At 48.7% G+C, this 21,859-nt stretch carries 20 protein-coding genes and 1 pseudogene; 13 read left to right on the forward strand and 8 right to left on the reverse strand.

The features are described from left to right. Positions 1-58 precede the first annotated feature (58 nt). Genes B3Z23_RS17710 through B3Z23_RS17725 form a run of 4 tightly spaced genes read left to right on the forward strand, consistent with a single transcriptional unit; the run spans position 59 to position 4,436 of the window. Positions 59-475, forward strand: coding sequence for a PaaI family thioesterase (locus tag B3Z23_RS17710; RefSeq protein WP_294912570.1), 417 nt, complete (start codon positions 59-61; stop codon positions 473-475). A gap of 9 nt (positions 476-484) precedes the next feature. Then, complete coding sequence (locus B3Z23_RS17715; protein WP_294912572.1) at positions 485-1,270, forward strand: VOC family protein; 786 nt, start codon at positions 485-487, stop codon at positions 1,268-1,270. Next, positions 1,267-2,784 (forward strand): class I adenylate-forming enzyme family protein, encoded by a 1,518-nt coding sequence (locus B3Z23_RS17720; RefSeq protein WP_294912574.1) that lies wholly within the window; start codon positions 1,267-1,269, stop codon positions 2,782-2,784. Before B3Z23_RS17715 ends, B3Z23_RS17720 begins: the two co-directional genes overlap by 4 nt. 29 nt (positions 2,785-2,813) lie before the next feature. Continuing rightward, positions 2,814-4,436 carry a gamma-glutamyltransferase family protein gene (locus tag B3Z23_RS17725; protein ID WP_294912576.1) on the forward strand — a complete coding sequence of 541 codons (1,623 nt, stop codon included), beginning with the start codon at positions 2,814-2,816 and terminating at the stop codon, positions 4,434-4,436. A gap of 124 nt (positions 4,437-4,560) precedes the next feature. Here the strand turns inward: B3Z23_RS17725 and B3Z23_RS17730 are convergent. Beyond that, a pseudogene (locus tag B3Z23_RS17730) lies at positions 4,561-5,465 on the reverse strand (DMT family transporter). 147 nt (positions 5,466-5,612) lie between these two features. Between B3Z23_RS17730 and gcvA the strand changes: the two are divergent. The 3 genes from gcvA (at position 5,613) to B3Z23_RS17745 (ending at position 9,319) form a co-directional block, all read left to right on the forward strand. After that, positions 5,613-6,557 (forward strand): transcriptional regulator GcvA, encoded by a 945-nt coding sequence (gcvA, locus tag B3Z23_RS17735; protein WP_294912577.1) that lies wholly within the window; start codon positions 5,613-5,615, stop codon positions 6,555-6,557. Positions 6,558-6,684: 127 nt separating this feature from the next. Then, positions 6,685-8,541, forward strand: a complete 1,857-nt coding sequence (locus B3Z23_RS17740) for an FUSC family protein (protein ID WP_294912579.1) — start codon at positions 6,685-6,687, stop codon at positions 8,539-8,541. Between the two features lie 58 nt (positions 8,542-8,599). Continuing rightward, on the forward strand, positions 8,600-9,319 hold the full coding sequence (locus B3Z23_RS17745; protein ID WP_294912581.1) for a transporter substrate-binding domain-containing protein: 720 nt from the start codon (positions 8,600-8,602) through the stop codon (positions 9,317-9,319). 515 nt (positions 9,320-9,834) lie between these two features. Here the strand turns inward: B3Z23_RS17745 and B3Z23_RS17750 are convergent. The 3 genes from B3Z23_RS17750 to pxpB are packed head-to-tail and all read right to left on the reverse strand — an operon-like array spanning position 9,835 to position 12,465. Beyond that, positions 9,835-10,758 carry a dihydrodipicolinate synthase family protein gene (locus tag B3Z23_RS17750; protein WP_294912583.1) on the reverse strand — a complete coding sequence of 308 codons (924 nt, stop codon included), beginning with the start codon at positions 10,756-10,758 and terminating at the stop codon, positions 9,835-9,837. Between the two features lie 13 nt (positions 10,759-10,771). Further along, on the reverse strand, positions 10,772-11,737 hold the full coding sequence (locus B3Z23_RS17755) for a biotin-dependent carboxyltransferase family protein (RefSeq protein WP_294912585.1): 966 nt from the start codon (positions 11,735-11,737) through the stop codon (positions 10,772-10,774). Then, positions 11,734-12,465 (reverse strand): 5-oxoprolinase subunit PxpB, encoded by a 732-nt coding sequence (gene pxpB, locus B3Z23_RS17760; protein WP_294912586.1) that lies wholly within the window; start codon positions 12,463-12,465, stop codon positions 11,734-11,736. Before pxpB ends, B3Z23_RS17755 begins: the two co-directional genes overlap by 4 nt. A 145-nt stretch (positions 12,466-12,610) precedes the next feature. On the opposite strand from pxpB, the gene B3Z23_RS17765 reads away from it, so the two are divergent. Beyond that, entirely contained in the window at positions 12,611-13,390 is a 780-nt protein-coding gene (locus B3Z23_RS17765; RefSeq protein ID WP_294912588.1) for a LamB/YcsF family protein, read from the forward strand. A gap of 4 nt (positions 13,391-13,394) precedes the next feature. On the opposite strand, the gene B3Z23_RS17770 is transcribed toward B3Z23_RS17765, so the two are convergent. Next, on the reverse strand, positions 13,395-14,360 hold the full coding sequence (locus tag B3Z23_RS17770) for a hydroxyacid dehydrogenase (protein ID WP_294912589.1): 966 nt from the start codon (positions 14,358-14,360) through the stop codon (positions 13,395-13,397). A 252-nt stretch (positions 14,361-14,612) separates the two neighbouring features. On the opposite strand from B3Z23_RS17770, the gene B3Z23_RS17775 reads away from it, so the two are divergent. From B3Z23_RS17775 to B3Z23_RS17790, 4 genes are all read left to right on the forward strand, one after another. Continuing rightward, entirely contained in the window at positions 14,613-15,395 is a 783-nt protein-coding gene (locus B3Z23_RS17775) for an amino acid ABC transporter ATP-binding protein (protein ID WP_294912604.1), read from the forward strand. Further along, on the forward strand, positions 15,392-16,048 hold the full coding sequence (locus B3Z23_RS17780) for an amino acid ABC transporter permease (protein ID WP_294912590.1): 657 nt from the start codon (positions 15,392-15,394) through the stop codon (positions 16,046-16,048). Before B3Z23_RS17775 ends, B3Z23_RS17780 begins: the two co-directional genes overlap by 4 nt. A 46-nt stretch (positions 16,049-16,094) precedes the next feature. Further along, positions 16,095-16,892 (forward strand): transporter substrate-binding domain-containing protein, encoded by a 798-nt coding sequence (locus B3Z23_RS17785; RefSeq protein ID WP_294912606.1) that lies wholly within the window; start codon positions 16,095-16,097, stop codon positions 16,890-16,892. A gap of 133 nt (positions 16,893-17,025) precedes the next feature. Then, a complete protein-coding gene (locus tag B3Z23_RS17790) occupies positions 17,026-17,697 on the forward strand; it encodes a GntR family transcriptional regulator (RefSeq protein WP_294912591.1) in 672 nt (223 codons plus the stop codon). Here B3Z23_RS17790 and B3Z23_RS17795 read toward each other — a convergent pair. The 3 genes from B3Z23_RS17795 to B3Z23_RS17805 all read right to left on the reverse strand — a co-directional run bounded on the left by B3Z23_RS17795 (position 17,675) and on the right by B3Z23_RS17805 (position 20,727). Further along, a complete protein-coding gene (locus B3Z23_RS17795; protein WP_294912592.1) occupies positions 17,675-18,970 on the reverse strand; it encodes a Zn-dependent hydrolase in 1,296 nt (431 codons plus the stop codon). The two genes, B3Z23_RS17790 and B3Z23_RS17795, sit on opposite strands and share 23 nt — an antisense overlap. Next, entirely contained in the window at positions 18,967-20,184 is a 1,218-nt protein-coding gene (locus B3Z23_RS17800; RefSeq protein ID WP_294912594.1) for a pyridoxal phosphate-dependent aminotransferase, read from the reverse strand. The genes B3Z23_RS17795 and B3Z23_RS17800 overlap by 4 nt, the downstream gene beginning before the upstream one ends. Before the next feature lie 129 nt (positions 20,185-20,313). Beyond that, on the reverse strand, positions 20,314-20,727 hold the full coding sequence (locus B3Z23_RS17805; RefSeq protein ID WP_294912595.1) for a VOC family protein: 414 nt from the start codon (positions 20,725-20,727) through the stop codon (positions 20,314-20,316). A gap of 91 nt (positions 20,728-20,818) precedes the next feature. Between B3Z23_RS17805 and B3Z23_RS17810 the strand changes: the two genes are divergently transcribed. Beyond that, positions 20,819-21,685, forward strand: a complete 867-nt coding sequence (locus B3Z23_RS17810) for a LysR family transcriptional regulator (protein WP_294912596.1) — start codon at positions 20,819-20,821, stop codon at positions 21,683-21,685. Positions 21,686-21,859 lie beyond the last annotated feature (174 nt).

Below are 21,859 nucleotides of genomic sequence, written 5' to 3' on the forward strand. Positions count from 1 at the left end.
GGCATGCTCTTGTCTCCCGGTGGGGGAACCCCGTTTAACCTTGCAAAGGAAGTTGATCATGAGCGGAATTTCTTTAACGACGGCAGCAGAAATACAGGAAAAATTACTCAAAGGGCCTTTTCACCAGTGGCTGGGGCTTGAAGTTATCTCTGTCACTGAGGGTGAAATAACCCTTAAAGCACATTTTCGTGATGAATGGGTGGTGAATCCGGCAGGTGGTTATATCCACGGTGGCATTCTGGCCGCATTAGTCGATTTAACTGCCGACTGGGCACTGTTTGCCTGGACAGGTAAAGGTGTCCCTACGCTGGATTTACGTGTCGATTATCACCGGCCGGCAAAAGGCGATTTAATTGCTGAAGGGAAAGTGATTAAGTCTGGAAAACAATTCTCCAGTGCAGAGGCCAGAATTTTTGACAGTGAAGGACGTCTGGTCGCCAGTGGCCGTGGCCTCTATTCCACGGCAACGGTTTAAGGAGCAAATGTGGAACATGCACTGGACCACCTGGTAATCAACAGTCATTTCGATATTGAAGCACTCGCAGAGGTCTTTCAGGAACTGGGATTCAGGCTGACACCACGTGGTTATCATTCTCTTGGGTCATTGAATCATCTGATGATGTTTGACAGCCACTATCTGGAGATTATCGGTTTACCGGGCGAAGGGAAACTTCGTCAGGAAATTCTCAATAGTCCGCAAGGCATCGATGGCCTGGTTTTTTCCAGCCAGGATGCTGCGGTGACCCGGCAGTTTCTGGAAGAAGCTGGATTCAGCCTGCAACCTTTACAGCATTTCTCGCGTGAAGTGGTTGACGGAACGGTGTCCGGGACTGCGCGTTTCACTACCCTCAGGCTGCAGGGGGATGAATTTAGTGCCGGTCGCGTGTACTTTTGCCAGCACCATACCCCGGAATGGGTCTGGCGCCCGGGGTGGCCCGGGCATGCCAACGGGGTGACCGGCATTTGTGCCTTAAGTGTGGTGACGAAAGATCCGCAGGCTGAAAAACGTCATTATCAGCGGCTGGGGAAAATTAAGGGAGATTTTGAACTGAGGTTTATCACCCGGTCAGACGCTCTGGCTTCATACACCAATTTGCTGCATCTTCCGGCGGAACGAGAGAATTTTTTTTCGGTGATCCATCTCCGCGGTGGTGATCCTGATTTGCTTACCCGTGCCGCCGCGCGTCTGTCTTTACCTTTTACCCGCTCGCCGGGATGCGTGCGTATTGCATTGCCTGTCGCGGCTACATTACTTGAGTTTCTATCATGAGCATTATAAGCAATCTTGGCGATCTGATTGATCTTAGCAAAGGCGGTGATGTACCGGCGTTTATTACGCCGGAAGATGAGAATCATCAATCTGAAATTACGTTCCGGCAGCTGACCTGCAGGGCTGATGCTGTGGGACGGGGATTGTTATCGCAGGGGATAGTTTCCGGTCAGCGGGTGGCAATAATCGGGAGGAATTCCATTGATTTTATTGTCAGTCTGCTGGGCATTTTGCGATGTGGTGCGGTTGCGGTCCCGGTGAACTATAAATTTCCGGTTGAGACTATTGATAAAATACTGACGGACAGTGATGCAAAGATACTTTTAGGTGACCGTGATCAGCTGGAAAGAACGGCTTATCCGTTACCCAGGATATATTTCAATGATCAGACGGAACAGGGAATAGAGCAGTTCCTGGAGCCGGGGGAGTTACCGGTCTGGCAACCTGAAGCTGATAGCCTTGCCTTGCTGCTCTATACCTCCGGTTCGACGGGAATGCCTAAAGGGGTACGCCTGACCCATGCGAGTCATCTTTGGGTACTGGAAACCCGTTTACAAAACCGTGAGCTGGAAGGCGAACGGATACTCATTGCAGCCCCGCTTTATCATATGAACGCACTGGCACTTTCTCTGCTGACACTGGCCAGTCATGTGACCACTGTGCTGTTGCCTCAGTTTACTGCACCGGACTATATTCGGGCGATAGACCGCTATCAATGTAGCTGGCTGACGGCCGTTCCGCCGATGGTTGCGATGATGTTACAGCACCCGGAGTTACTGGCGAATAGCAATCTGAGCAGTGTACGTGCTATCCGTATGGGGTCTGCACCAGTCAATCAGAGCCTTTATCAGCAAATCAGGCAACTTCTCCCGGGAGCGAAGATTATCAATGCTTACGGCACAACAGAAGGCGGTCCGGTGGTTTTTGGTCCGCATCCGCAAGGACTGGCCGCGCCGCTGGAATCTCCGGGATATCCGCATGCTGCAGTGTCTGTCCGTCTGAGGGATGAGGCAGGTAATATAGACAGTGATCGGGGAATGCTAGAACTGAAAAGCCCGGGACTGATGCAGGGATATCATCAGCGTCCGGATCTTAAATCTCCTTTCACTGATGACGGGTACTACGTTACAGGGGATATTTTTTCCCGCGACAACCAGGGTTTTTACGTATTTGTCGGACGTCGGGACGATATGTTTGTCAGTGGCGCTGAAAACATCTACCCCAGTGAGGTGGAGCAATTACTGGAACGACACCCGGCCGTACAGCAGGCTTGTGTGGTGGCGGTGGCTGATAAAATTAAAGGGACAAAACCGGTGGCCTGGGTGAAGTTACATAAGGGCTGTGAGCTAAGCGAACACCAGCTTAAAGCCTTTAGTCTTGAACATGGTCCGGCCTATCTGCATCCGCGGCATATCTGGTTCGTTGAAACATTCATGTTGGCCAGTACCAATAAAATTGACCGTAATGCCCTGGCCCTCGAGGCAGCAAAGCGGATAGTAAAAGTATCTGTCTAAAGGGTTCTCGTAAAATTCAGGAGTGAGTGATGACATTTGACTGGAGCAATCCTTATCCAACCCTCAGAGCCCCGGTGTTTTCCAGAAATGTAGTTGCAACATCCCATCCGTTGGCTGCACATGCAGGTAACCGTGTATTGCTTGAAGGGGGAAATGCGGTTGATGCCGCGATTGCCACCGCAGCAACCTTAACTGTCGTTGAGCCGGTATCAAACGGGCTGGGGAGTGATGCTTTTGTCATGGTTTGGGACGGAAAAGAACTACATGGACTGAATGCTTCCGGTAGCGCGCCTGCATACTGGAATCTTGAATTTTTTCGTCAAAAATACGGCGAGAACGGGCGCGGTCATGCCCTGACGCCAGAAAGAGGCTGGGATTCTGTGACGGTGCCTGGCGCAATTGCCGGATGGACAGCTCTGCATGAGCGTTTTGGTCAGTTACCGTTTGAGCATCTGATGCAAACTGCGATTGATATTGCCTTACGGGGTGTCACGATTGCACCGATTGTTTCACGCAAATGGCAGGCAGCTGTGCCGGTGCTGGCCGGACAACCCGGGTTTGCGGAGGCTTTTATGCCAGGGGGGCGAGCTCCGCAAGTGGGTGAAAAGTTTGTATTTAAGGATGCGGCAAAGACCTTACGGATTCTCGCGAAGCAGGGAGGGCGGGCATTTTATGAAGGAGAGATTGCAGAAAAAATTGTTCAGTGGTCAAAGGCCACCGGCGGGCAGCTGACATTAAAAGATCTACAGACTTGTCAGGCTGAATGGGTTACACCTGTGAGTAAACGTTATCGGGGCTTCGATGTGCATGAAATTCCACCAAATGGTCAGGGTATCGCAGCGTTGATTGCGTTAGGTCTTCTGGAACAGTTCGATGTGGATTCATTACCACGGGACGGTGTGCTTTCACAGCATTTGCAGATAGAAGCGATGAAACTGGCCTTTGCTGATGTTTATCGCTATGTCGCCGACCCCGCCAGCATGGAGGTGACACCGGAGCAAATGCTGGATGATGCCTATCTTGCCAGTCGGGCGAAACTCATCAGCCTTGATCAGGCTGCGTTGCCCCAGCCTGGAATGCCTGCGACCGGGGGAACAGTTTATCTGACGACGGCGGATGAGAAAGGCATGATGGTGTCATTTATTCAGTCAAATTACATGGGATTTGGATCGGGTATTGTTGTGCCGGGTTACGGTGTCAGCTTGCAAAATCGTGGTGCCGGATTCTCCACTGATCCCTGTTCGGCCAATGTATTGGCTGCCGGTAAGCGACCTTTCCATACCATTATTCCGGCGTTCCTGACGAAAAACGGCCAGGCACAGATGAGTTTTGGTGTGATGGGAGGCGATATGCAACCGCAAGGGCATGTACAGACTCTGGTAAGAATGCTCGACTACCATCAGCAACCTCAGGCTGCCTGTGATGCACCACGCTGGAAGGTTAATTATGATTACTCTCTGGATACAGAATCCACTTTCAGTCAGACCGTCAGAGAGCAACTGAAGCAAAAAGGGCATTTGCTAAAATCGGTGAATGATCCTTACATGGATTTTGGATCCGGCCAGTTCATCTGGCGATTATCTGAAGACCCCCTCCACGGGTATGTTGCTGCCAGCGACAGTCGTCGTGATGGGCAGGCTATCGGTTTTTAGGACAGGACAGGACAGGCAGCGATTGGCTGCCTTTTTACAGCAATGCGGGGTGATATTAAATTTTTTGCCCGTTTTCTTCGGAGCTTTTGTTTTGTTGCCACGGGCTGAATTCCGGTAACGGGTATTATTGACTGCCAATCCGCACTACTGGTAACGACTGACTGACAACCATCCATACCGCAAGACAAATAATGACGGCTCCCGGAAAAAAGCCCCGGTTTATGGTTTCGCCCAGGATCAGGTATCCCCACAGTACGGCAAATGGCGGGATTAAGAAGGTTACCGTTAATGAACGTAACGGGCCGATATCGGTAATCAGCCGAAAATAGAGAATATAAGCCAGAGCAGTACAAAGCAAACCAACGGCTACCACGCTGAACCAGGCCCCAGTGTCTGACCAGTTGGCAGCGGCATCAATGTTGAGACTGCCGGCGAAAAAGGGCAACAGAATCAGCGACGCCCCAAGCTGGCTGCCGAAGGCCACTAGTTTCGGGTCCGGACTACCTTTTGCAGTGATCCAGCGGCGGGTCAGGAAGCCTGCTAATCCGTAGCATCCGGTCGCCACCAGGCAGGCAATAATACCCGCGAGGGTTCCGCTGGCCGTCTGAATTTCTCCGGCACGGATAATCATCAGGATACCGACAACACCTAGGATGACACCTGCCCACTTACGCCGATTCAGAGGTTCGTTAAACAGTAATAATCCGATTACAGCACCCATCAATGGAGTGGTGGCATTCAGTATTGCGGAATACCCGTGGGAAGCCATCTTGCGGCCAGGCAATACATCAGAAACGGGATCCCTGAGTTAATTGCTCCGAGCAATAGTGCGGCGAGTAATTTACCCCGGAAGTTAAATGACGATTTACTGAGCAGCAGTATTACCGTCAGACCTGCCAGCCCAAATAGCACCCGCAAAAAAGCGGTATTAATGGCACCGAACTGAGGTACCGCGATCCGCATAAACAGAAAACTGGCTCCCCACAATGCGGCCAACAGGAATAAGCGGCAATAATCAGTAATACGCATAGCAGCACCTCGTTATGTCATATAAATAGCCGAGACTCTGATACAGAGTGGAGCCGGTACTGCACTTTATCGTCTGAGTGGTGACGGCGACAAACCAGAATTTCTTTTATGATTAAGTTTTTCTAATTCATTATCGGTGAGTGAATAATGAAACTACCTCCTATGAATGCATTGGTGTGTTTTGAAGCGGCTGCGCGACATCTGAGTATCACTAAAGCTGCCGAAGAGTTATTTGTGACGGCCAGCGCGGTCAGCCAGCAGGTGACAAAACTGGAAGCGATCACCGGCGTTCGCTTGTTTATTCGTAGTCCACGACGGCTGGAACTGACCACGGAAGGACGTGTGTATTTGCGTGCCATCCGTCCGGCATTTTTACAGATAGAAGAGGCCACCCAACGTTTGACCAAAGAGTCCGGGCAGCAACGAATCAGTCTTAGCTGTACCAGTGGATTTGCGGTTCAGTGGTTACTGCCGCGTCTGCCGAAATTTGAAGCGGCAAATCCGGGGGTGGAAATAGTGATTAATACCACTCACCGCAAGGTCGATTTGCTCTCTGAAGGTTTTGATTTTGCGGTCCGTCATGGCATCGGAAATTATCCGGGGTTGGTCAGTGAATGCCTGATTCATGATCCGTTATGGCCGGTATGTAGCCCGCAACTGCTCTCTTCACAGGATTTACTGATCAGTCCTGAGCAACTTACCGGTTATCCGTTGTTGCATGATGAACACCGGGCCGACTGGGCCCTGTGGTTTGAAGCCTGTGGTCTTGGCAGAGATCAGGCTGAACGTGGGCCGGTATTTATCGACTCTAACGGGGTAATTGAGGCTGCTAAAGCGAGTAAAGGCATCGCTCTGGTCCGCCGAACGTTGATCGCTGAGGAACTGAGTGCCGGGACACTGATTTGCCCGTTACTCAGGCCGGTTGATTCTCCACTGGCTTATTTCCTGGTCTGTGATGAGTCAGCACTGTTACTGCCGGTCAATCGCCGTTTTCGCGACTGGATCTCTACGCGCGCCGCAGCAGACAGAGCACTGTGTAATGCCGTTCCTTTCCCGGAGGATGCTCTGGAACAGGCCCGGGATAAATTCTGAGAAAATGGTGACAATCGACTGGCGGATACGTCAGCCAGGCAAATACAACAATCGGACACGGGTGACAAAACTGCGTAATCCACTACAGTGATAGTTGATTACCAGAAGAAGAGGGTTGTCCGGAATAATGTCCAAAATCAGTACGTTTCCGTTATCTACACTACTATCACCCGTCGTACGCCAACGTTTACCTTTCGCGGTACGTGTCGGTGTCTGCTGTGGTTTACCGGTAATGATTGGCTATTTTGCGGGGAATATTCACCTGGGGTTACTGGCCACTTTGGGGTCGTTCACGGCACTCTATGGCAGTGATCGCCCGTATATCAACCGTGGCTGGTATCTGGCCGTGGTGGCTCTGCTACTGGCGGTGGTAGTGATGCTGGGGATGTTACCCGGGAATTCGCCCTGGGCCGCGGTAATGGTCGTGTCAGCGATTTCGACCATCGCTACTTTCGTGTGCAATGCTACCCGTGTAGGGGCTCCCGGGGCTTATATGTTTGCTCTGGCCTGTGCCAGCGGTACCGGAATATCGGCCGTGTCGTCAAATCCCTGGCAAAGTGGTTTATGGGTGCTGTTAGGTGGGGGGATATCCTGGGGCGTTCACATGTCAGGTGCCCTGTTTCACCGTTACAAACCGGAGCAAACTGCAGTGGCCGGGGCCGCAAATGCCGTCAGTCAGTTTGCTGCCTGTCGGGATGTTCAGCGGCGTATACAGTTGAGACTGGATGCCTCTCAGAAGATAGACAATGCCTGGATGGCATTGCTAAACCGGCAGTCCGGTAAGACCAGACAAACTCCCTGTATTCAGTATTTAATATCTCTGACTCAGCAACTTAGCCCGATTATCGCCAGGGCTGAAATGACTGCTGTTGCAGACAAAACCGGTGATGATGTTTTGGCACAACAGGCAAAACAGATTGCTCAGTCTGCGACGACAGCTTCCAAAACATGCCCGCAGATGGATACCCCGGTAGTATTGCCTGAGGCTCAGTCTGGCTTGCGTTTTTGTCAGGAGAATCTGTTCCTTTGGTCTGTTCCCTTCCAGATGGCATTACGTGTCTGTCTGGCAACACTGGTTGCCGGGGCAGCAGGAGCCTGGCTCGGGCTAAATCATGCTTACTGGATAATGGCAGCCGTGGTGGTGGTGCTTAATCAGCCTTATGGCTGGCCCGGTACTACCCGGCGTGCAATTTATCGGGTGGTCGGCACTCTGGCAGGAATTTTGCTGGCCTGGGGAGTTCTGTCACTACATCCTGAGGGATTATGGATAGCCCTGGCTGTTGGGGTATTGCAATTTATTATCCAGATATTTGTGGTGGTCCAGTATGCGATAGCCGCCATTTTTATTACAACGTTTAGTATGTTGATAACGCTCGGTGGGGGTGGCTTGCAGCAACTCAACGAGCTGCTGGGTGCCAGGGCACTGGATACGGTCATCGGTTGTGGTGTAGCGATTGCAGTCTTTATGCTGATGCTGCCGTGTACTGCTCTTTACCAGGTTTTTGCTGAAATGCGCGCGACACTGATGGCCGCTCAGCGTTTAGCCGAAAGTCTGTCGCAGGAAAACCACTTAACCTCATCGGTGCTTAGTCGCAGGATTAGCTTGCGGCGCCGGTTGCTTTCACTGCAGCAGACCGCCGATGACGATGTTGATGCCGCGAAATTACGTCATCCCAAAATAGAGCCGCTGGTAAAGGCGGTAAGTGTCAGCAAAACGCTGTCATGGAAGTTATTAGCTGCCGCCAGCTATACCACTGATCAACACACGCCAGATGACTATGGAGCTCCGTTAAATGAGGCTCAGTACCAGCAAATTTCCTGTCGTATTGAGGATCTGCTGCAGTCTGAAAATCCAAAGAAAAGGTTGGATAGTCACGCGGATTACGGTTTTTTACAGCAAGAGCTTGATAACCTCGAACAGGCGTATCGGCAGCTTCAACCCTGGCGACGGTGGGGGGATAAGGGCGCACGGCCTGTGGTTTAACTGATGTATTCTTTAAAACTTTCTTCCACCGGGCAGGTGCCCGCAGGGGGCCATAGCAATGACAGAAAAATCGATAATCGATGAACTGGCGCCAAAAGGTCGCCTGCGGGTGGCCATTAATTACGGAAACCCTGTGCTGGCACAGCAGGGCGATGCCGGGCAGCCGAAGGGTATTTCGGTAAAGCTTGCCATTGAACTGGCGCAGGAACTGGGCCTGTCTGTTGAATGGGTAGCATTTGATGCTGCCGGCCGGGTCTTTGCCACTGTGGATGATGATTGCTGGGACATTGCCTTTCTGGCTATCGATCCGCTGCGTTCAGAAAAAATAGCCTTCAGCCAGCCCTATGTCACCATTTCAGGGACTTATCTGGTGCCAGCCGGTTCAGATTTTAAGCAGGTGGCCGATCTGGACCAGCAGGGAGTGACCATTTCTATCGAACGTGGCGCTGCCTATGATTTGTTTCTTAGCCGCCAGTTGCAGCATGCGAAAATAAACAGGGTTGATACTGCGTCGTTAGCGATTGAGGCATTTATGGCTCACGAGGCAGATGCAGTGGCGGGATTACGCTATCAGCTACAGGCTTATGCGCAGCAAAATAGTGACTTTCGGTTAACGTTAGATGATTTTACCCATATCCATCAGGCGATGGCGGTCCCCCGACAGCGTGTTGCGGCGGCAGGGTATGTCAGTGATTTTATCCTGCGTAAAAAACAGAGCGGATTTGTGAAGGCAGCACTGGTCGCCAACGGGCAGCCAGAGGTGCTGGCGGCGGAATAAACCAGCTTGTATCTCCGGGGCTGTCTCTGAAAGGGGAGTTGGCGGTATTATCCTGCACTGAATACTCCCAGCGGTAAGTGCCGGGTCACTGCTAAAAAACTTAAAATATGGTCTGTGTGTCAAAGAAGCCTGTATTTTAAGTTTATCCTTTGAACGTACGGCTAACATGCAGTTAAACGCGGTATCTGCCGGGCAAATTAAACCGAGCAATCCTGAACCAGTGCCGGAAGCCCGAGGTTGCCTGATCTGCCCCAGCGGCATAGCGCCGCATCATTCGTGCAGAACCCTTAAAAATCATGAGGGGCTTCTTTGAGGCAGGGTAGTGGGTGCGGGGACTGGGGCTTATAGATTAGGGGATATTTCCCCCTGGTATATCTGCGATTTTACTATGAGGGAGTTAAGAGTTCGGACCACTCAACATACTCAAAAGTAACAAAACGGGCAGCGGTCGGCTTTTATTCAGAGGTAGCTTCCTTACCCCGAAGGCACTGCAGTATATCCTGAGAGCTCTGTGGTTATAATTTGGCCAGCTTCGTGGTTTGTCTGGTAATCAGGTACTCTATCTCACTAATCATTGTACTGTTGAGTGCAGGACCGGGCCGCCTAAGGGCAGCATGAGCTATCACTCCACGCCGTGCCAGAATATGTTTTCTGATAGCCAGCCCCAGACCGGGTTGTTGCTCATAACGCATCAATGGCAGATAAATGTCAAAAAGATCCTGTGCCAGTTCACGTCTGCCTTGCTTAATCAGGTCCACCACTTTTACCATCATTTCCGGATAGCCAAATCCTGTCATTGCCCCATCTGCTCCCCGCACCATCTCTTCAGGTAAAAACATGCCAGCGTTGCCACAGAGAATAGAAACCCGGGGGGTGCCATGGGCTTCTGCGGCACGTATATCACTGATTTTTTCCAGACCGGGCCAGTCTTCATGTTTCAGCATCACGATACTTTTATGTGTGTTGAATAGCCTGATAAGCACCGATGAAGAAATCTGAACCCCTGTAGCCAGAGGAAAATCCTGCAATGCGACGGGGATATTTGGCCCAAGTGTTTCAATGACATTGTCAAAGTACTGAATAATTTGCTCATCAGTTCTTAGCGTGGATGGAGGCGCAACCATCACTCCTGCCGCGCCTGCATCCATAACCCGTGCTGATAATTCTCCAACAGCTGCAAGTCCCGGAGCAGAGACGCCAACAATGACCGGCTTACCTGACGCTCTTTTCAATGTCTGAAGGGTAACGCTGACAGATTCCTGTAATGTTAGTTTTGGTGCCTCGCCCATCATTCCCAGGATGGTCAGCCCATTAGCTCCCTGTTCAAAATAAAAATCAGTCAGTCTGTCTGTACTGCTTTCATCTATAGTTCCATTGGGTAAAAACGGTGTGACAGTAATGATATAAACACCATTTTCCTGGTTATTTATCAGAGGCATGTGAATGTCCTTCTTAATCAGCATCGGGCAATAACTGCCGGCTGATTGCCTCGCAGGTATTGCTTAACATTGTTTGGCGACCGCGCCAGATCTCTTCTGCTTTTTCTACAGAAATAGCCTCGAACTGAATAGCATCACCAGGTTTCAACTGCCCAAGCCGGGCAAGATCAGCACGGATTACTGTGGCTATCTTTGGATATCCGCCGGTTGTTTGACGGTCATTCATAGCAATGATAGGCAGACCATCTCCCGGAATCTGGATACTGCCATGTGCGATGGCATCCGAAATGATGTTAAAGCCCAGAGTATGCATAAGCGGAGTACCTTTCAGGCGATAGCCCATGCGGTCACATTCTGTTGACAGCGTATAATTCTGTGACAGGAAATGCCTGCGGGCCGAATCATCGAAATAATTATCCTGCGGACCCCATATGATGCGGAAAGGGCGTTTCTCCATCTGGGGGTAAATTCGGTCCGCACGTCGTCCGTGTGGGACTTGCGGTGCTTTCTGCGGAAGGGGCAGGTGATCATTCTTTTGTAGCGGGCTGCCAGCGAAACCTCCTAACCTTGCTCTGATCAATGTAGAGACACTACCAAGCTGAGGTTTGACGGAAAAACCATCCGCGACCGCAAGATACCCCCGAACTCCGGTACGCAATCGTTGTATAGTAAGTACATCTCCCGGCAACATTTGATGGGACTGATAAATAGCGCAGGGAACATCATTCAGCATCACCAGGGCATCACCGGTGACAGCAATAACACAGGGAGAATTACCGTGGAGTTTTAGTTTGGGTCCGGTAAGAGTGAATTCTATCGCTCCCGAATTGGTGGGATTGCCCACCAGAGCATTGGCAAGCGAGAAACTTAATTCGTCCATGGTACCGGAAGGGGGGACACCGCGGTCTTCATAACCGAAACGACCTTTATCCTGTAACGTTGACATAACTCCGGGGGAAATGACCTCGAAATATTTCATAATACCAGGCTCCATTCAGGAAAATAGTTGTTATCTGAAAGTAATAACTGGTAGTCATATTTACTTACCGGGACAAAACGAATTTCCTCCCCTGCATTAAATAAAAAAGGCTGCTCACGTTGAGGATCAAAGCTTTTGACGGGAGTTTGTGCCAGCAAATGCCAGCCGCTCGGGGCTGCAACCGACCCTATAGCTGACTGAATGCCGCCGATACTGATACTACCTGCCGGGACTTCCAGGCGGGGAGAATTGCGCCGTGGTATATGCAATCGTGCGTCCAGTCCCCCCAGGTAGGCAAAGCCTGGCATAAAACCAATCATATATATCCGGTAGGGCTGTGCACTATGAATCTCAATTAACTCATTCACAGAAAGTCCTAACATGTCCGCTGAAGCTGAAAGATCGATACCGTGCTCGCCGCCATAACAGGCAGGGATTAACCAGCATTTGCGCGGATGGTTTAGCCGGATATCTGTGTTGAGCAGCTCTTCGAGTATTTGTACCAGCATCTTTTGCCGGATGAGTACCGAATCATAAGTGACAGTTAGCGAACGGTAGGTGGGAATACAGCCAATGACTCCCGGAATATCCTGTTGCCGAATAATAGCCGCGAGCGAAGTGACATGCTGATTAATACGTTCATCAATTTTTTCACCAAAATCGATATTAACAGCCTGATCGGCAATTTTCTGAATCACCCAGCTCAGTGGATTATCGACATCATTCACGTTTTTACCTGATATAGTTTTTCGCTATTTGCATAATGGAATACTTTTGGCATACCATTAAAAACTTGTCAATAAAAGCTGTCAGATTAAATACTTATCTGATGGTAAATTACATTAATAATCAGTTACCTGGAGTAAGTCTGGAATGTTGATTGACCTGAACTGTGACATGGGCGAAAGTTTTGGGGCATGGACGATGGGAGCAGATGACTCAATGCTTTCGATAGTCACCTCTGCGAATATCGCCTGCGGTTTTCATGCCGGTGACCCGGATGTGATGTTCACAACATTACAAAATGCCCGCGAGAAAAATGTTGCGGTAGGCGCCCATCCGGGGTTCCAGGATCTGGCAGGCTTTGGGCGCAGACCAATTCTGGGATATACGCCTCAGCAGATCCGTAATATGGTGATTTACCAGATTGGTGCACTCAAGGCTCTGGCCGAAAGTCAGGGGGCTAAGTTGCAACATGTAAAAACGCATGGTGCGTTTGGTAATATAGCGGCAGAAAATAGTGAGTGGGCAAAGGCTGTCGCTGAGTCCATTTATCAGATAGATAAAGATCTGATTATGGTGGTGATGCCCGGAATGTGCACCGAGGATGCTGCGTTAAAGCGAGGTCTTCGGGTCATAAGAGAAATCTATGCAGACCGGGCGTATGCTGAAAATGGCAGTTTGCTCTCAAGAAAATTACCCGGGGCTGTGTTACATGACCCTGTTGTAGCGAGCCAGCGAATTCTTAAAATGCTCGAAAAATCAGCCATCATCACCGAAAACGGTACCTGTATCCCGGTAGAAATCGAGTCGATATGTGTGCATGGAGATACATTTGGCGCGGTAGAAATGGCCCGCGCCGTAAGGGGATTACTCGAAGAACAGGGCGTCCGTTTTGCCCCGATGGCTCAGATACTGGCCGCAAAGCATTAAAAAATTACTGACGCCTGACCGCCCAGACTGCCGGATTAATCAGGGAATCCGGTTTCTGATTATTTAATACGGCGAGGATTCCCTGTGCGACACCCATGGCCATATTACGCATTGCACTTTCCGAAGAAGCCGCGGTATGAGGGGTTAGTATCAGATTGGGGGAGGTGAGCAAGGGAGAGTCCGGAGTCAGGGGCTCATGCTCGAAAACATCCAATCCTGCGCCAGCTAATTTCCCTGTGATCAATGCATCTGCCAGAGCTGCTTCGTCGATAAGCGAGCCGCGACTGGTATTTATCAGGCAAGCTCCGGGTTTCATCAGTGCCAGCCGCTGCCGGTCGATCAAATGATAAGTTTCCGCTGTGGCAGGTGCATTCAGAGACAGGTAGTCACTTTCACTAAGCAGGTCTGCCAGGTCATTTGCTTTAGCACATCCGTAATGAGCAATAATTTCGGTGGACTGTCGGGTATGTACCAGCACCTTCATCCCCAGAGCTACAGCCATCTTAGCAAGATGCTGACCTATTGAACCAAAACCGATAATTCCGAGTGTACGACCATAAATCTCCTGAAACCCACCGGTATATTTGATTTCCATATATTTATTTTCACGTACTGCACGATCGCACACTGTCAGACGTTTAGATAAATCAAACAACAAAGCCAGGGCATGTTCTGCAACTGAACGGCTATTCAAACCCGGAGTATTGAGTACCACGATACCTTTTCTGGTCGCTGCTTCTAAATCAATTCCATCGGTTCCGACACCATGCACCGCAATGACTCTCAGATTCGGGAAGTGCTCCATCATCGTGCATGTGAATTTTCCGGTACGGAAAATAGCCGAGACAACCTTATCATGATGAACAATGCTATCGAATGATTCAGACGTCGATATTTCTAGTTTATTTTCTTCTAAGATGTTGATTCCATGATTGTTTATGGGGTGTGGTATCCAGCATGTTCGTTTCATTTTGTGATCCTGATGATGTTTTTTATTCTTGGCATTCTCTTTGCATTTACTTGGAATGCCAAGAAAAAACTTTCTGAATGATGAGAAATTTTCAACGTTGATATGCCCACTATTGCCTTCATCCCTGGAGTCAGTAACGGGAGTTAGTGGCGGTGGTGAAGTGACGCCATCTGAGGTGCCAGGCAGACGAACATAAGTTGTTACCGCTTTCGAATAAACAGGAGCACCCGTATGACCGAGGCTATAAAACCTCTGCTGAAAATCCGCGAGCTAAACAAAAGTTTTGGCGATCTTCATGTGCTGAAAAATGTGGCGCTTGAGATCCATCAAGGTGAAGTTGTTTCGATCATTGGCGCAAGCGGTTCAGGTAAAAGCACGTTTTTACGTTGCCTGAACGTGATGGAAATGCCACAGAGCGGTTTTATGGATTTTGGAGATTTTTCATTTGATTTTAGGGAAGGTGCCCGGGATCAGCCTGATCAGCAACAATTGCAATTGCTACGTCAGCAGATAGGGATGGTATTCCAGAATTACCACCTGTGGCCACATATGACAGTTCTTGAGAACGTTATTGAGGCACCAATGCGGGTCAAAAACACGACGCGTCAGGAAGCGGTAAAGGATGCTGAGGAATTACTTAATCGCGTAGGGATGTTCGAAAAAAGATTCCAGTACCCTGCCAGATTATCAGGCGGTCAGCAGCAGCGTGTTGCTATCGCAAGAGCTTTGGCCATGAAGCCCAAAATGATGCTTTTCGATGAGGCAACTTCTGCACTCGATCCTGAGTTGGTTGGTGAAGTGTTGGAGCTGATTGCATCACTGGCTGCCGACGGAATGACCATGTTGCTGGTCACCCATGAAATTGCTTTTGCGAGAGAAGTTTCATCGCGGGTACTTTTTTTCGATCAGGGAGTTATGGCGGTTGATGGCCCACCGGAAAGAGTGCTGGTCGAACCCGAAAGCCCGCGTTTACGTCAGTTTTTGAGACGTATTTTACACAATGAATTTAATGCTATTAAAGGAAGTGAAGCATGATGCAGCTCTATCAGGATTTACAGGATTATGGCAGCGGATTTCTCACTTCTGCTGTGATTGTGCTGGGAATTACCGTGCTTACCATCCTCTTAAGCTGGGTATTTGGTTTACTTGCTGCACTGGCTAAACGATCACAGGTGACATTACTGAGAAAAATTGCTGAATTTTATATCTGGTTTATGCGCGGTACGCCGGCATTAATTCAGGTTTTTATTATCTACTTTGGTTTACCCCAGTTTGGGCTAAGTTTTTCGCCTTTTTTTGCCGGAGTATTTGCACTGGCATTGAATGGTGGGGGCTATGTTGCTGAAATTATTCGCACAGGGCTCAATGCGATACCAAAAAGTCAGACTGAGACCTCCTACGCATTAGGTATGTCGAAAAATGATGTTATGCGACGCATTATTCTTCCCCAGGTATTTCGCATTATTCTGCCGTCACTTACCAATGAGGCTATTTCGGCGCTGAAAAATACCTCTTTGCTTTCGACTATTACCGTAATGGATGTGACGTTATATGCACAAACTATTATCTCCAGTACCTTCCGCCCGTTCGAATTTTATATCGCAGCATCAGTCATTTACCTTGTTATGACCACCATGTTGACCAAACTGGCAGGCTGGTTGGAACGGCGTCAGGAAAGATACATTTAATGGTTTGAATTGTCTGTTATTTTATTTCTGATTGGGAGTGCTTTGTATGAAATTGAAGTCTTTTGTTTGTGGTCTTTTACTCACTTCACTGCTGAGTTCCGCCGCGGCTTTTGCTGATGGTGATAAAAAACTGGAGTTACTGACACCGGGAGAATTAAGAGTTGCTACCGAGGGTACAGCTCCTCCATACAGTATGCGAGGTCCAGGAGGAAAAATTACCGGACTCGAGATCGCTGTTATGACAGAAGTTGCAAAACGTCTACACCTGAAACTGGTTCCGGTTGTCACCAAATGGGATTCTATTCTGATTGGCTTGCAGGCAAACAAATTTGATATGAGCATGGCTGCTATTGATATTACACCAGAGCGTCAGAAGTCTGTCGTATTTGCTGATGCGTGGATTGAATCAGGTGGTCGAATTCTTGCACCTAAAAACACCAGTATTAAAACGCCAGCCGACCTGAAAGGCAAAAAAATCGGTGCGCAGGTTTCTTCTACTTATGCTCAACTTGCCACTGAACACGGTGCTCAGCTAAAAAACTATAGTGATATCACCTCAGCGGTACAGGATATGATTAACGGTAATCTGGATGGTGTGATTAATGATTCTATTGGTAATGCTTATTTGATTCAGCATAATCATCTGCCATTCGTTCAGGTTCCTGGTTATCTAAGTCAGGTACAGAAAGGATTCACTTTCGCGAAAGGTAAACCTAACCTGGTCGCTGCTGTAGATAAGGCACTGGCTGATATGAAAAAAGACGGAACATTTGCCCGTCTGACCATTCCTATTGTTGGTGTTGATCCTGCCCCTAAAAGCCCAATTTTGACCTTGCCCCAATAATCCGATCTAGCCCTGAGCACAACCTGATTATGCCAGGGCTTCTGTATTAAGCTAAAAACTTTTATCATCCTGCTAACGGTAAGACGATGGTTACTGAAAGATGGGGGATGGAATATTATGTGGGTGAAAAATCATGGTACTAACTGACCCGTTAGTAAAAGAGGCTGATGATGGTGAACAAAACTTAAGCCAAAAAGCCTATGAAACCATTTTAAATAAAATCATCAGCCGGGAATTTGCCGTTAATACGGTGTTACAGGAACGGCGGCTGGCAGAAATGCTGAATATCTCGCGGACTCCGGTGCGTAATGCATTAAACCGGCTGGAGAACGAAGGTTTTATTTCCCGCAATGGTGGCAGAACGCCTGTTGTAAAAGAGTTTTCGATAAAAGAATTGATTGAAACGCTACATATCAGACGTGTACTTGAATCAGAAGCTACGCGACTTGCAACAGGAAAAATACCCGTCAGTGAGCTGGACGTACTTCAGACACTGATCGAAGGATTATTAATAAAAAAAATCCCTGATACAGAAGAGGACTGGGCAGCTGATTCCCGTATCCATGAGATTATCTCTTTCTATTGTGGTAATAAAACCATGGCGGATTACATCAAGACACTGAGGCTAAAAACGCATATGTTCAATCTTAGTGAAGTGCCTGAGAGATTTGAGGCTGGTCATCGCGAACATTTACAAATCATCCAGGCATTGCGCGACAACCAGCCTGATCTTGCTCAGAGTCTGGTTGCCGCGCATATCGATAATATCCGTAAGGGGATAATTAAACGCCTGAGTCAGTACTAGTTTTGTACATCATAGTGATCAGGGTCTGATTTAGCACACGAACGGCAAGCGCAAAATCTGAAAACTCCATAGCCTCATCAGGATTGTGGCTACCGTTCTGGTTACGAACAAAAAGCATCGCTCCGGGGACTCCGCAGTTCACGAATTGTGCACAGTCATGACCAGCACCGCTAGGCATCACCTGTGACTGGATGTTCAGACTACTGGCTGAATTTTGCAGTTCAAGTATCAGCCCCTCGTCCATCAGGGCAGGGGTACTTCGACTTTGCTCACCAAAATCAAATCGTACATTATGTCGTTGAGTAATTTCCTTGGCGGTCTGCTGTAGATACTTTTCTATTGCCTGTAATGTCTCAGGGCTCCTGGAGCGAAAATCTATTGAAAAATCTACCAGTCCACTGACTTTACTCATATCGGCGTCGGTGGCATCAGTAAAAAAACGTCCAAAGGTCACAGTGAGTTCGTGGCCGGATTTTTCCATCTCATGCCAGTAGTTATGTACCTTTGAAACCAACTCTGCCGTGGCAATCACTGCATCCTGGCGGCACCAGGATGGACAGGCGCCCGAATGAGCGTACTGCCCGTAGGTTCGGGCAAACCGGTACCTTAAACTGCCGCATATTCCACTGACAATACCTACAGGGATTTTAGCATTTTCGAGCACAGGCCCTTGTTCAATATGAATTTCAAGAAATGCTCTGAACTGTTCAGAAGAAAATAACGGAGGTTCATTGACTACCCTATCCGGATCCCCTCCGCAGTTACTCATATGCTGTGCAATTGAAACCTGGTTATCTTTGCGCAATATTTCCAGGTCAGGGCGGGTAAGTTTCCCCAGTACCGTTTTGCTCCCAAGATAAGAAATTGGAAACCAGGCACTTTCTTCTGCACGGATTGCAATGACCATCAGGTCTGCGGGAGGAACAAGGCCTGCAGCCTTCCATCCGGCCAGTATTGCCAGACCCGCCAATACCCCTGCAGCACCATCATAATTTCCCCCCGCCGGAACTGAGTCGAGGTGAGAGCCCACAACGATTTTTGGTGCATCCCGGTCTTCGCCAGGCAGAATCATATAGAGATTAACGGCAGCATCAGTGAGTACTTCAAGTTGAAGTGTGGTCGCAATTTGTCTGATCAGGTCGTGCGCTCGTTGCTCACCGGGTCCGTAAGCATCCCGGGTGATCCCCCTTCCGTCAAAACTCATTTCCTGTAATTGTGCAAACAGAGTTTCAGCAAGAGCCAGATCGGGGGCTGGCAGGATCTCAGGTCTCATTGTAATTTCTCCATGGTATCAACAATTGCCCGACAGGCTGCGGTAACATCGTCACTGGCAATACTAAATGCTAGCCTGAGGTGCCCTGGCATACCAAAAGCACTGCCGGGAACGACAGCGACGCCAGCTTGCTCTATCAGATAACGAGAAATATCGAGGTCATCTGTCAGAGAACGGCCATCAGGAGTGGCTTTGTTCAGAGCAGCACGACAATCTACAAACAGATAAAATGCACCTTGTGGTTTTAGAACACTCAGTAACGGTGATATGGCAAGAATCTCGCAGGCCTGGTCCCTGCGTTTGACCAGGGTGTCACGCCAGCCTTTAAGGAATGAAGAGTCGCCGGTCAATGCAGTGGTAGCCGCCACCTGGCTCACTGAACTGGGATTAGAAGTACTCTGTGCCTGGATTCTCTCCATGGCTTTTATCAGCCATTCCGGACCTGCACAGTATCCAAGTCGCCAGCCTGTCATTGCATAACCCTTAGAGACGCCATTCAGTGTCAGGGTGCAATCTTTCATGTCGGGAACCGCCGAGGCAAAAGAAATGAAAGGAGTGTCGTAGGTGAGTGGTTCATAAATATCATCTGAGAGTATTAATACTCGTGGATAGTCAGCCAGTATTTGTGCCAGAGCTAGCAACTCTTCTCTGGAGTATATTGCCCCTGTAGGGTTGCCTGGAGAATTAATGATCAGCCATTTTGTACGTGGTGTCAGGGCTGTGCGGAGCTGCTGTGCGGTAATTTTGTAGCCACTTTCCCTGGTGGTTGTGACAGCCATCGGGACTCCGCCAGCAAGCCTCACCATATCGGGGTAGGATACCCAATAAGGGGCAGGGATGATAACCTCATCCATTTCATCAATGGTTGCCTGAAATGCATTGAATATCAGTTGTTTAGCTCCTGTTCCTGCAATAATCTGGTTCAGGCCATAGCTTAGATTATTTTCACGGGTAAATTTACCCTGAATGGCACGGATGAGATCAGGGGTTCCACCGACATTGGTGTAACGGGTCACTCCCTCGATAATGCCTTTGATAGCCCCTAATTTGATATATTCGGGAGTTTCAAAATCGAGTTCACCGGCACCCATATTAATAATTTTTTTACCCTGGGCCTGCAATTCACGGGCACGCTGTGCAATTTTGACTGTCATGGACAGACTTATCGAAGAAACCCTTTTCGCCAGTCGGCTATCAGTATTTTGCTGAGACATTACGATCCTTACATGGTGGTCATCTGTTTCACAGAACGTACTTTCCTGGTATACCAATAAAATGCAATAATAATGCCAGTGAGTACCAAATAATGAATTTACACAGGCGATTCGCAAAAAAACTGAAGATTATTTGGAAAATATCCGACTCCAATCAGAAAAACCTTTAATTTCAATTGGATTTCCTGAAGGATCTTTCATAAACATAATTGCCTGCTCGCCAGGTTCGCCAACGAAGCGTTTTTGTGGTGATAATATGAACTCAATCTTCGCTTGTTGTAGTCTGGCAGCAAGGTGTTCCCATTGTGCCATTTCCAGTACCAGGCCAAGATGTGGCATAGGGACCATGTGATCACCGACCTTCCCTGTATTTGTCACAGCAAAAGGCTGACCGAGGTGTAGTGATATCTGATGGCCAAAAAAATCGAAGTCTACCCAGGTGTCCGTGCTACGACCTTCTGTACAGCCGAGTAAATCACCGTAAAAGCGGCGGCTTTCATTAAGATCGGTCACATGGTAGGCAAGGTGAAATGCAGATTTCATATTCTGTCTCCGTGCAAATAAGCTGTGAGAATCTCAAATCACATACAAAACTGTTAGCATGTTTTTATGCATTCAATCGTAAGGAAAAGCTTTGGATAGTAAGTATCTTTCCAGCCTGATTGCCGCTATTGAGTATGGGTCAATTGCAAAAGCCGCTCGTAATCAAGGGATTACTGCAGCTGCAGTGAGTCAGCGGATACAGGTTTTGGAGCGGGAACTGAATACCATTCTGCTGAATCGGGTTGGACATACGGCTAAACCAACCGATGCAGCAATGGCTATGTTGGGCAGGGCAAGACGCATTGTTCGGGAAGTGGAACTCTTAAAAAACGATATTCATGCAGACAGTTTAAGTGGGACTATCAGGATTGGGACTATCTCAACGGCACTCACGGGAATTTTACCGGGTGCTTTGATGGAGTTACATCGCTTGGCTCCGGAGATCAGACCCCAGATTGTACCCGGTACCTCCAGCGCGTTATTCGACGCTATGTCACGTGAAACCATTGATGCCGCGATTATGGTGATCCCACCGTTTGAAATACCAAAGCGTTATCAGTGGCACTCATTACATAGCGAAGAACTTATTTTACTGACAGGTGAGCCTCTCAGGTGGGATGTTGCTCAGACCCTCGCTACCAGTCCTTATATCAGCTATGATCCGAACTCCTGGGGCGGCCGCTTAGCGCAGCAGTATCTGAATGACAATCACCTTACTCCCCGTTTACTCCTTGAATTAGATGGTATAGAAGCGATTTCATTGTTAGTAAAAGAAAAAATGGGTATCAGTTTGCTCCCGCGCTGGCCTGGCCTGACCAGAATTTCACCGAAACTGGTGCAGACACCGGTTGGTGGAGAATATGATCGAAGAATTATTCTGTTGGTCCGCCCGGAATCAGTTAATGGAAGATTATTGTCTTTGCTGGTCTCCTCACTCCGGGAAGCTGGAGAGACATAGATATCAGAGATAACTTGAGCTTATTCTACGATCATTAGATGTGCATCTGTTGTTAAATAATGGTGCATTTAAGATCGAAAAGCTAAACAGTTTTTCCTGTCTAAAAGGGATGAGGCGAGTACATCGAACGTTGTTCGATGAAGAGTTCGGCGTTCTGAAAGCAAAAAACCCGCC

The organism is Tatumella sp. UBA2305 (assembly GCF_002345795.1).
Taxonomy (GTDB): domain Bacteria; phylum Pseudomonadota; class Gammaproteobacteria; order Enterobacterales; family Enterobacteriaceae; genus Tatumella; species Tatumella morbirosei.

Excerpts from the sequence above, each read along its gene's own strand:
- B3Z23_RS17710 (WP_294912570.1), top strand. The coding sequence starts at position 59 with ATGAGCGGAATTTCTTTAACGACGGCAGCAGAAATACAGGAAAAATTA.
- B3Z23_RS17720 (WP_294912574.1), top strand. The coding sequence starts at position 1,267 with ATGAGCATTATAAGCAATCTTGGCGATCTGATTGATCTTAGCAAAGGC.
- B3Z23_RS17725 (WP_294912576.1), top strand. The coding sequence starts at position 2,814 with ATGACATTTGACTGGAGCAATCCTTATCCAACCCTCAGAGCCCCGGTG.
- gcvA (WP_294912577.1), top strand. The coding sequence starts at position 5,613 with ATGAAACTACCTCCTATGAATGCATTGGTGTGTTTTGAAGCGGCTGCG.
- B3Z23_RS17740 (WP_294912579.1), top strand. The coding sequence starts at position 6,685 with ATGTCCAAAATCAGTACGTTTCCGTTATCTACACTACTATCACCCGTC.
- B3Z23_RS17745 (WP_294912581.1), top strand. The coding sequence starts at position 8,600 with ATGACAGAAAAATCGATAATCGATGAACTGGCGCCAAAAGGTCGCCTG.
- B3Z23_RS17750 (WP_294912583.1), bottom strand. The coding sequence starts at position 10,758 with ATGCCTCTGATAAATAACCAGGAAAATGGTGTTTATATCATTACTGTC.
- B3Z23_RS17755 (WP_294912585.1), bottom strand. The coding sequence starts at position 11,737 with ATGAAATATTTCGAGGTCATTTCCCCCGGAGTTATGTCAACGTTACAG.
- B3Z23_RS17765 (WP_294912588.1), top strand. The coding sequence starts at position 12,611 with ATGTTGATTGACCTGAACTGTGACATGGGCGAAAGTTTTGGGGCATGG.
- B3Z23_RS17770 (WP_294912589.1), bottom strand. The coding sequence starts at position 14,360 with ATGAAACGAACATGCTGGATACCACACCCCATAAACAATCATGGAATC.
- B3Z23_RS17780 (WP_294912590.1), top strand. The coding sequence starts at position 15,392 with ATGATGCAGCTCTATCAGGATTTACAGGATTATGGCAGCGGATTTCTC.
- B3Z23_RS17785 (WP_294912606.1), top strand. The coding sequence starts at position 16,095 with ATGAAATTGAAGTCTTTTGTTTGTGGTCTTTTACTCACTTCACTGCTG.
- B3Z23_RS17790 (WP_294912591.1), top strand. The coding sequence starts at position 17,026 with ATGGTACTAACTGACCCGTTAGTAAAAGAGGCTGATGATGGTGAACAA.
- B3Z23_RS17795 (WP_294912592.1), bottom strand. The coding sequence starts at position 18,970 with ATGAGACCTGAGATCCTGCCAGCCCCCGATCTGGCTCTTGCTGAAACT.
- B3Z23_RS17800 (WP_294912594.1), bottom strand. The coding sequence starts at position 20,184 with ATGTCTCAGCAAAATACTGATAGCCGACTGGCGAAAAGGGTTTCTTCG.
- B3Z23_RS17805 (WP_294912595.1), bottom strand. The coding sequence starts at position 20,727 with ATGAAATCTGCATTTCACCTTGCCTACCATGTGACCGATCTTAATGAA.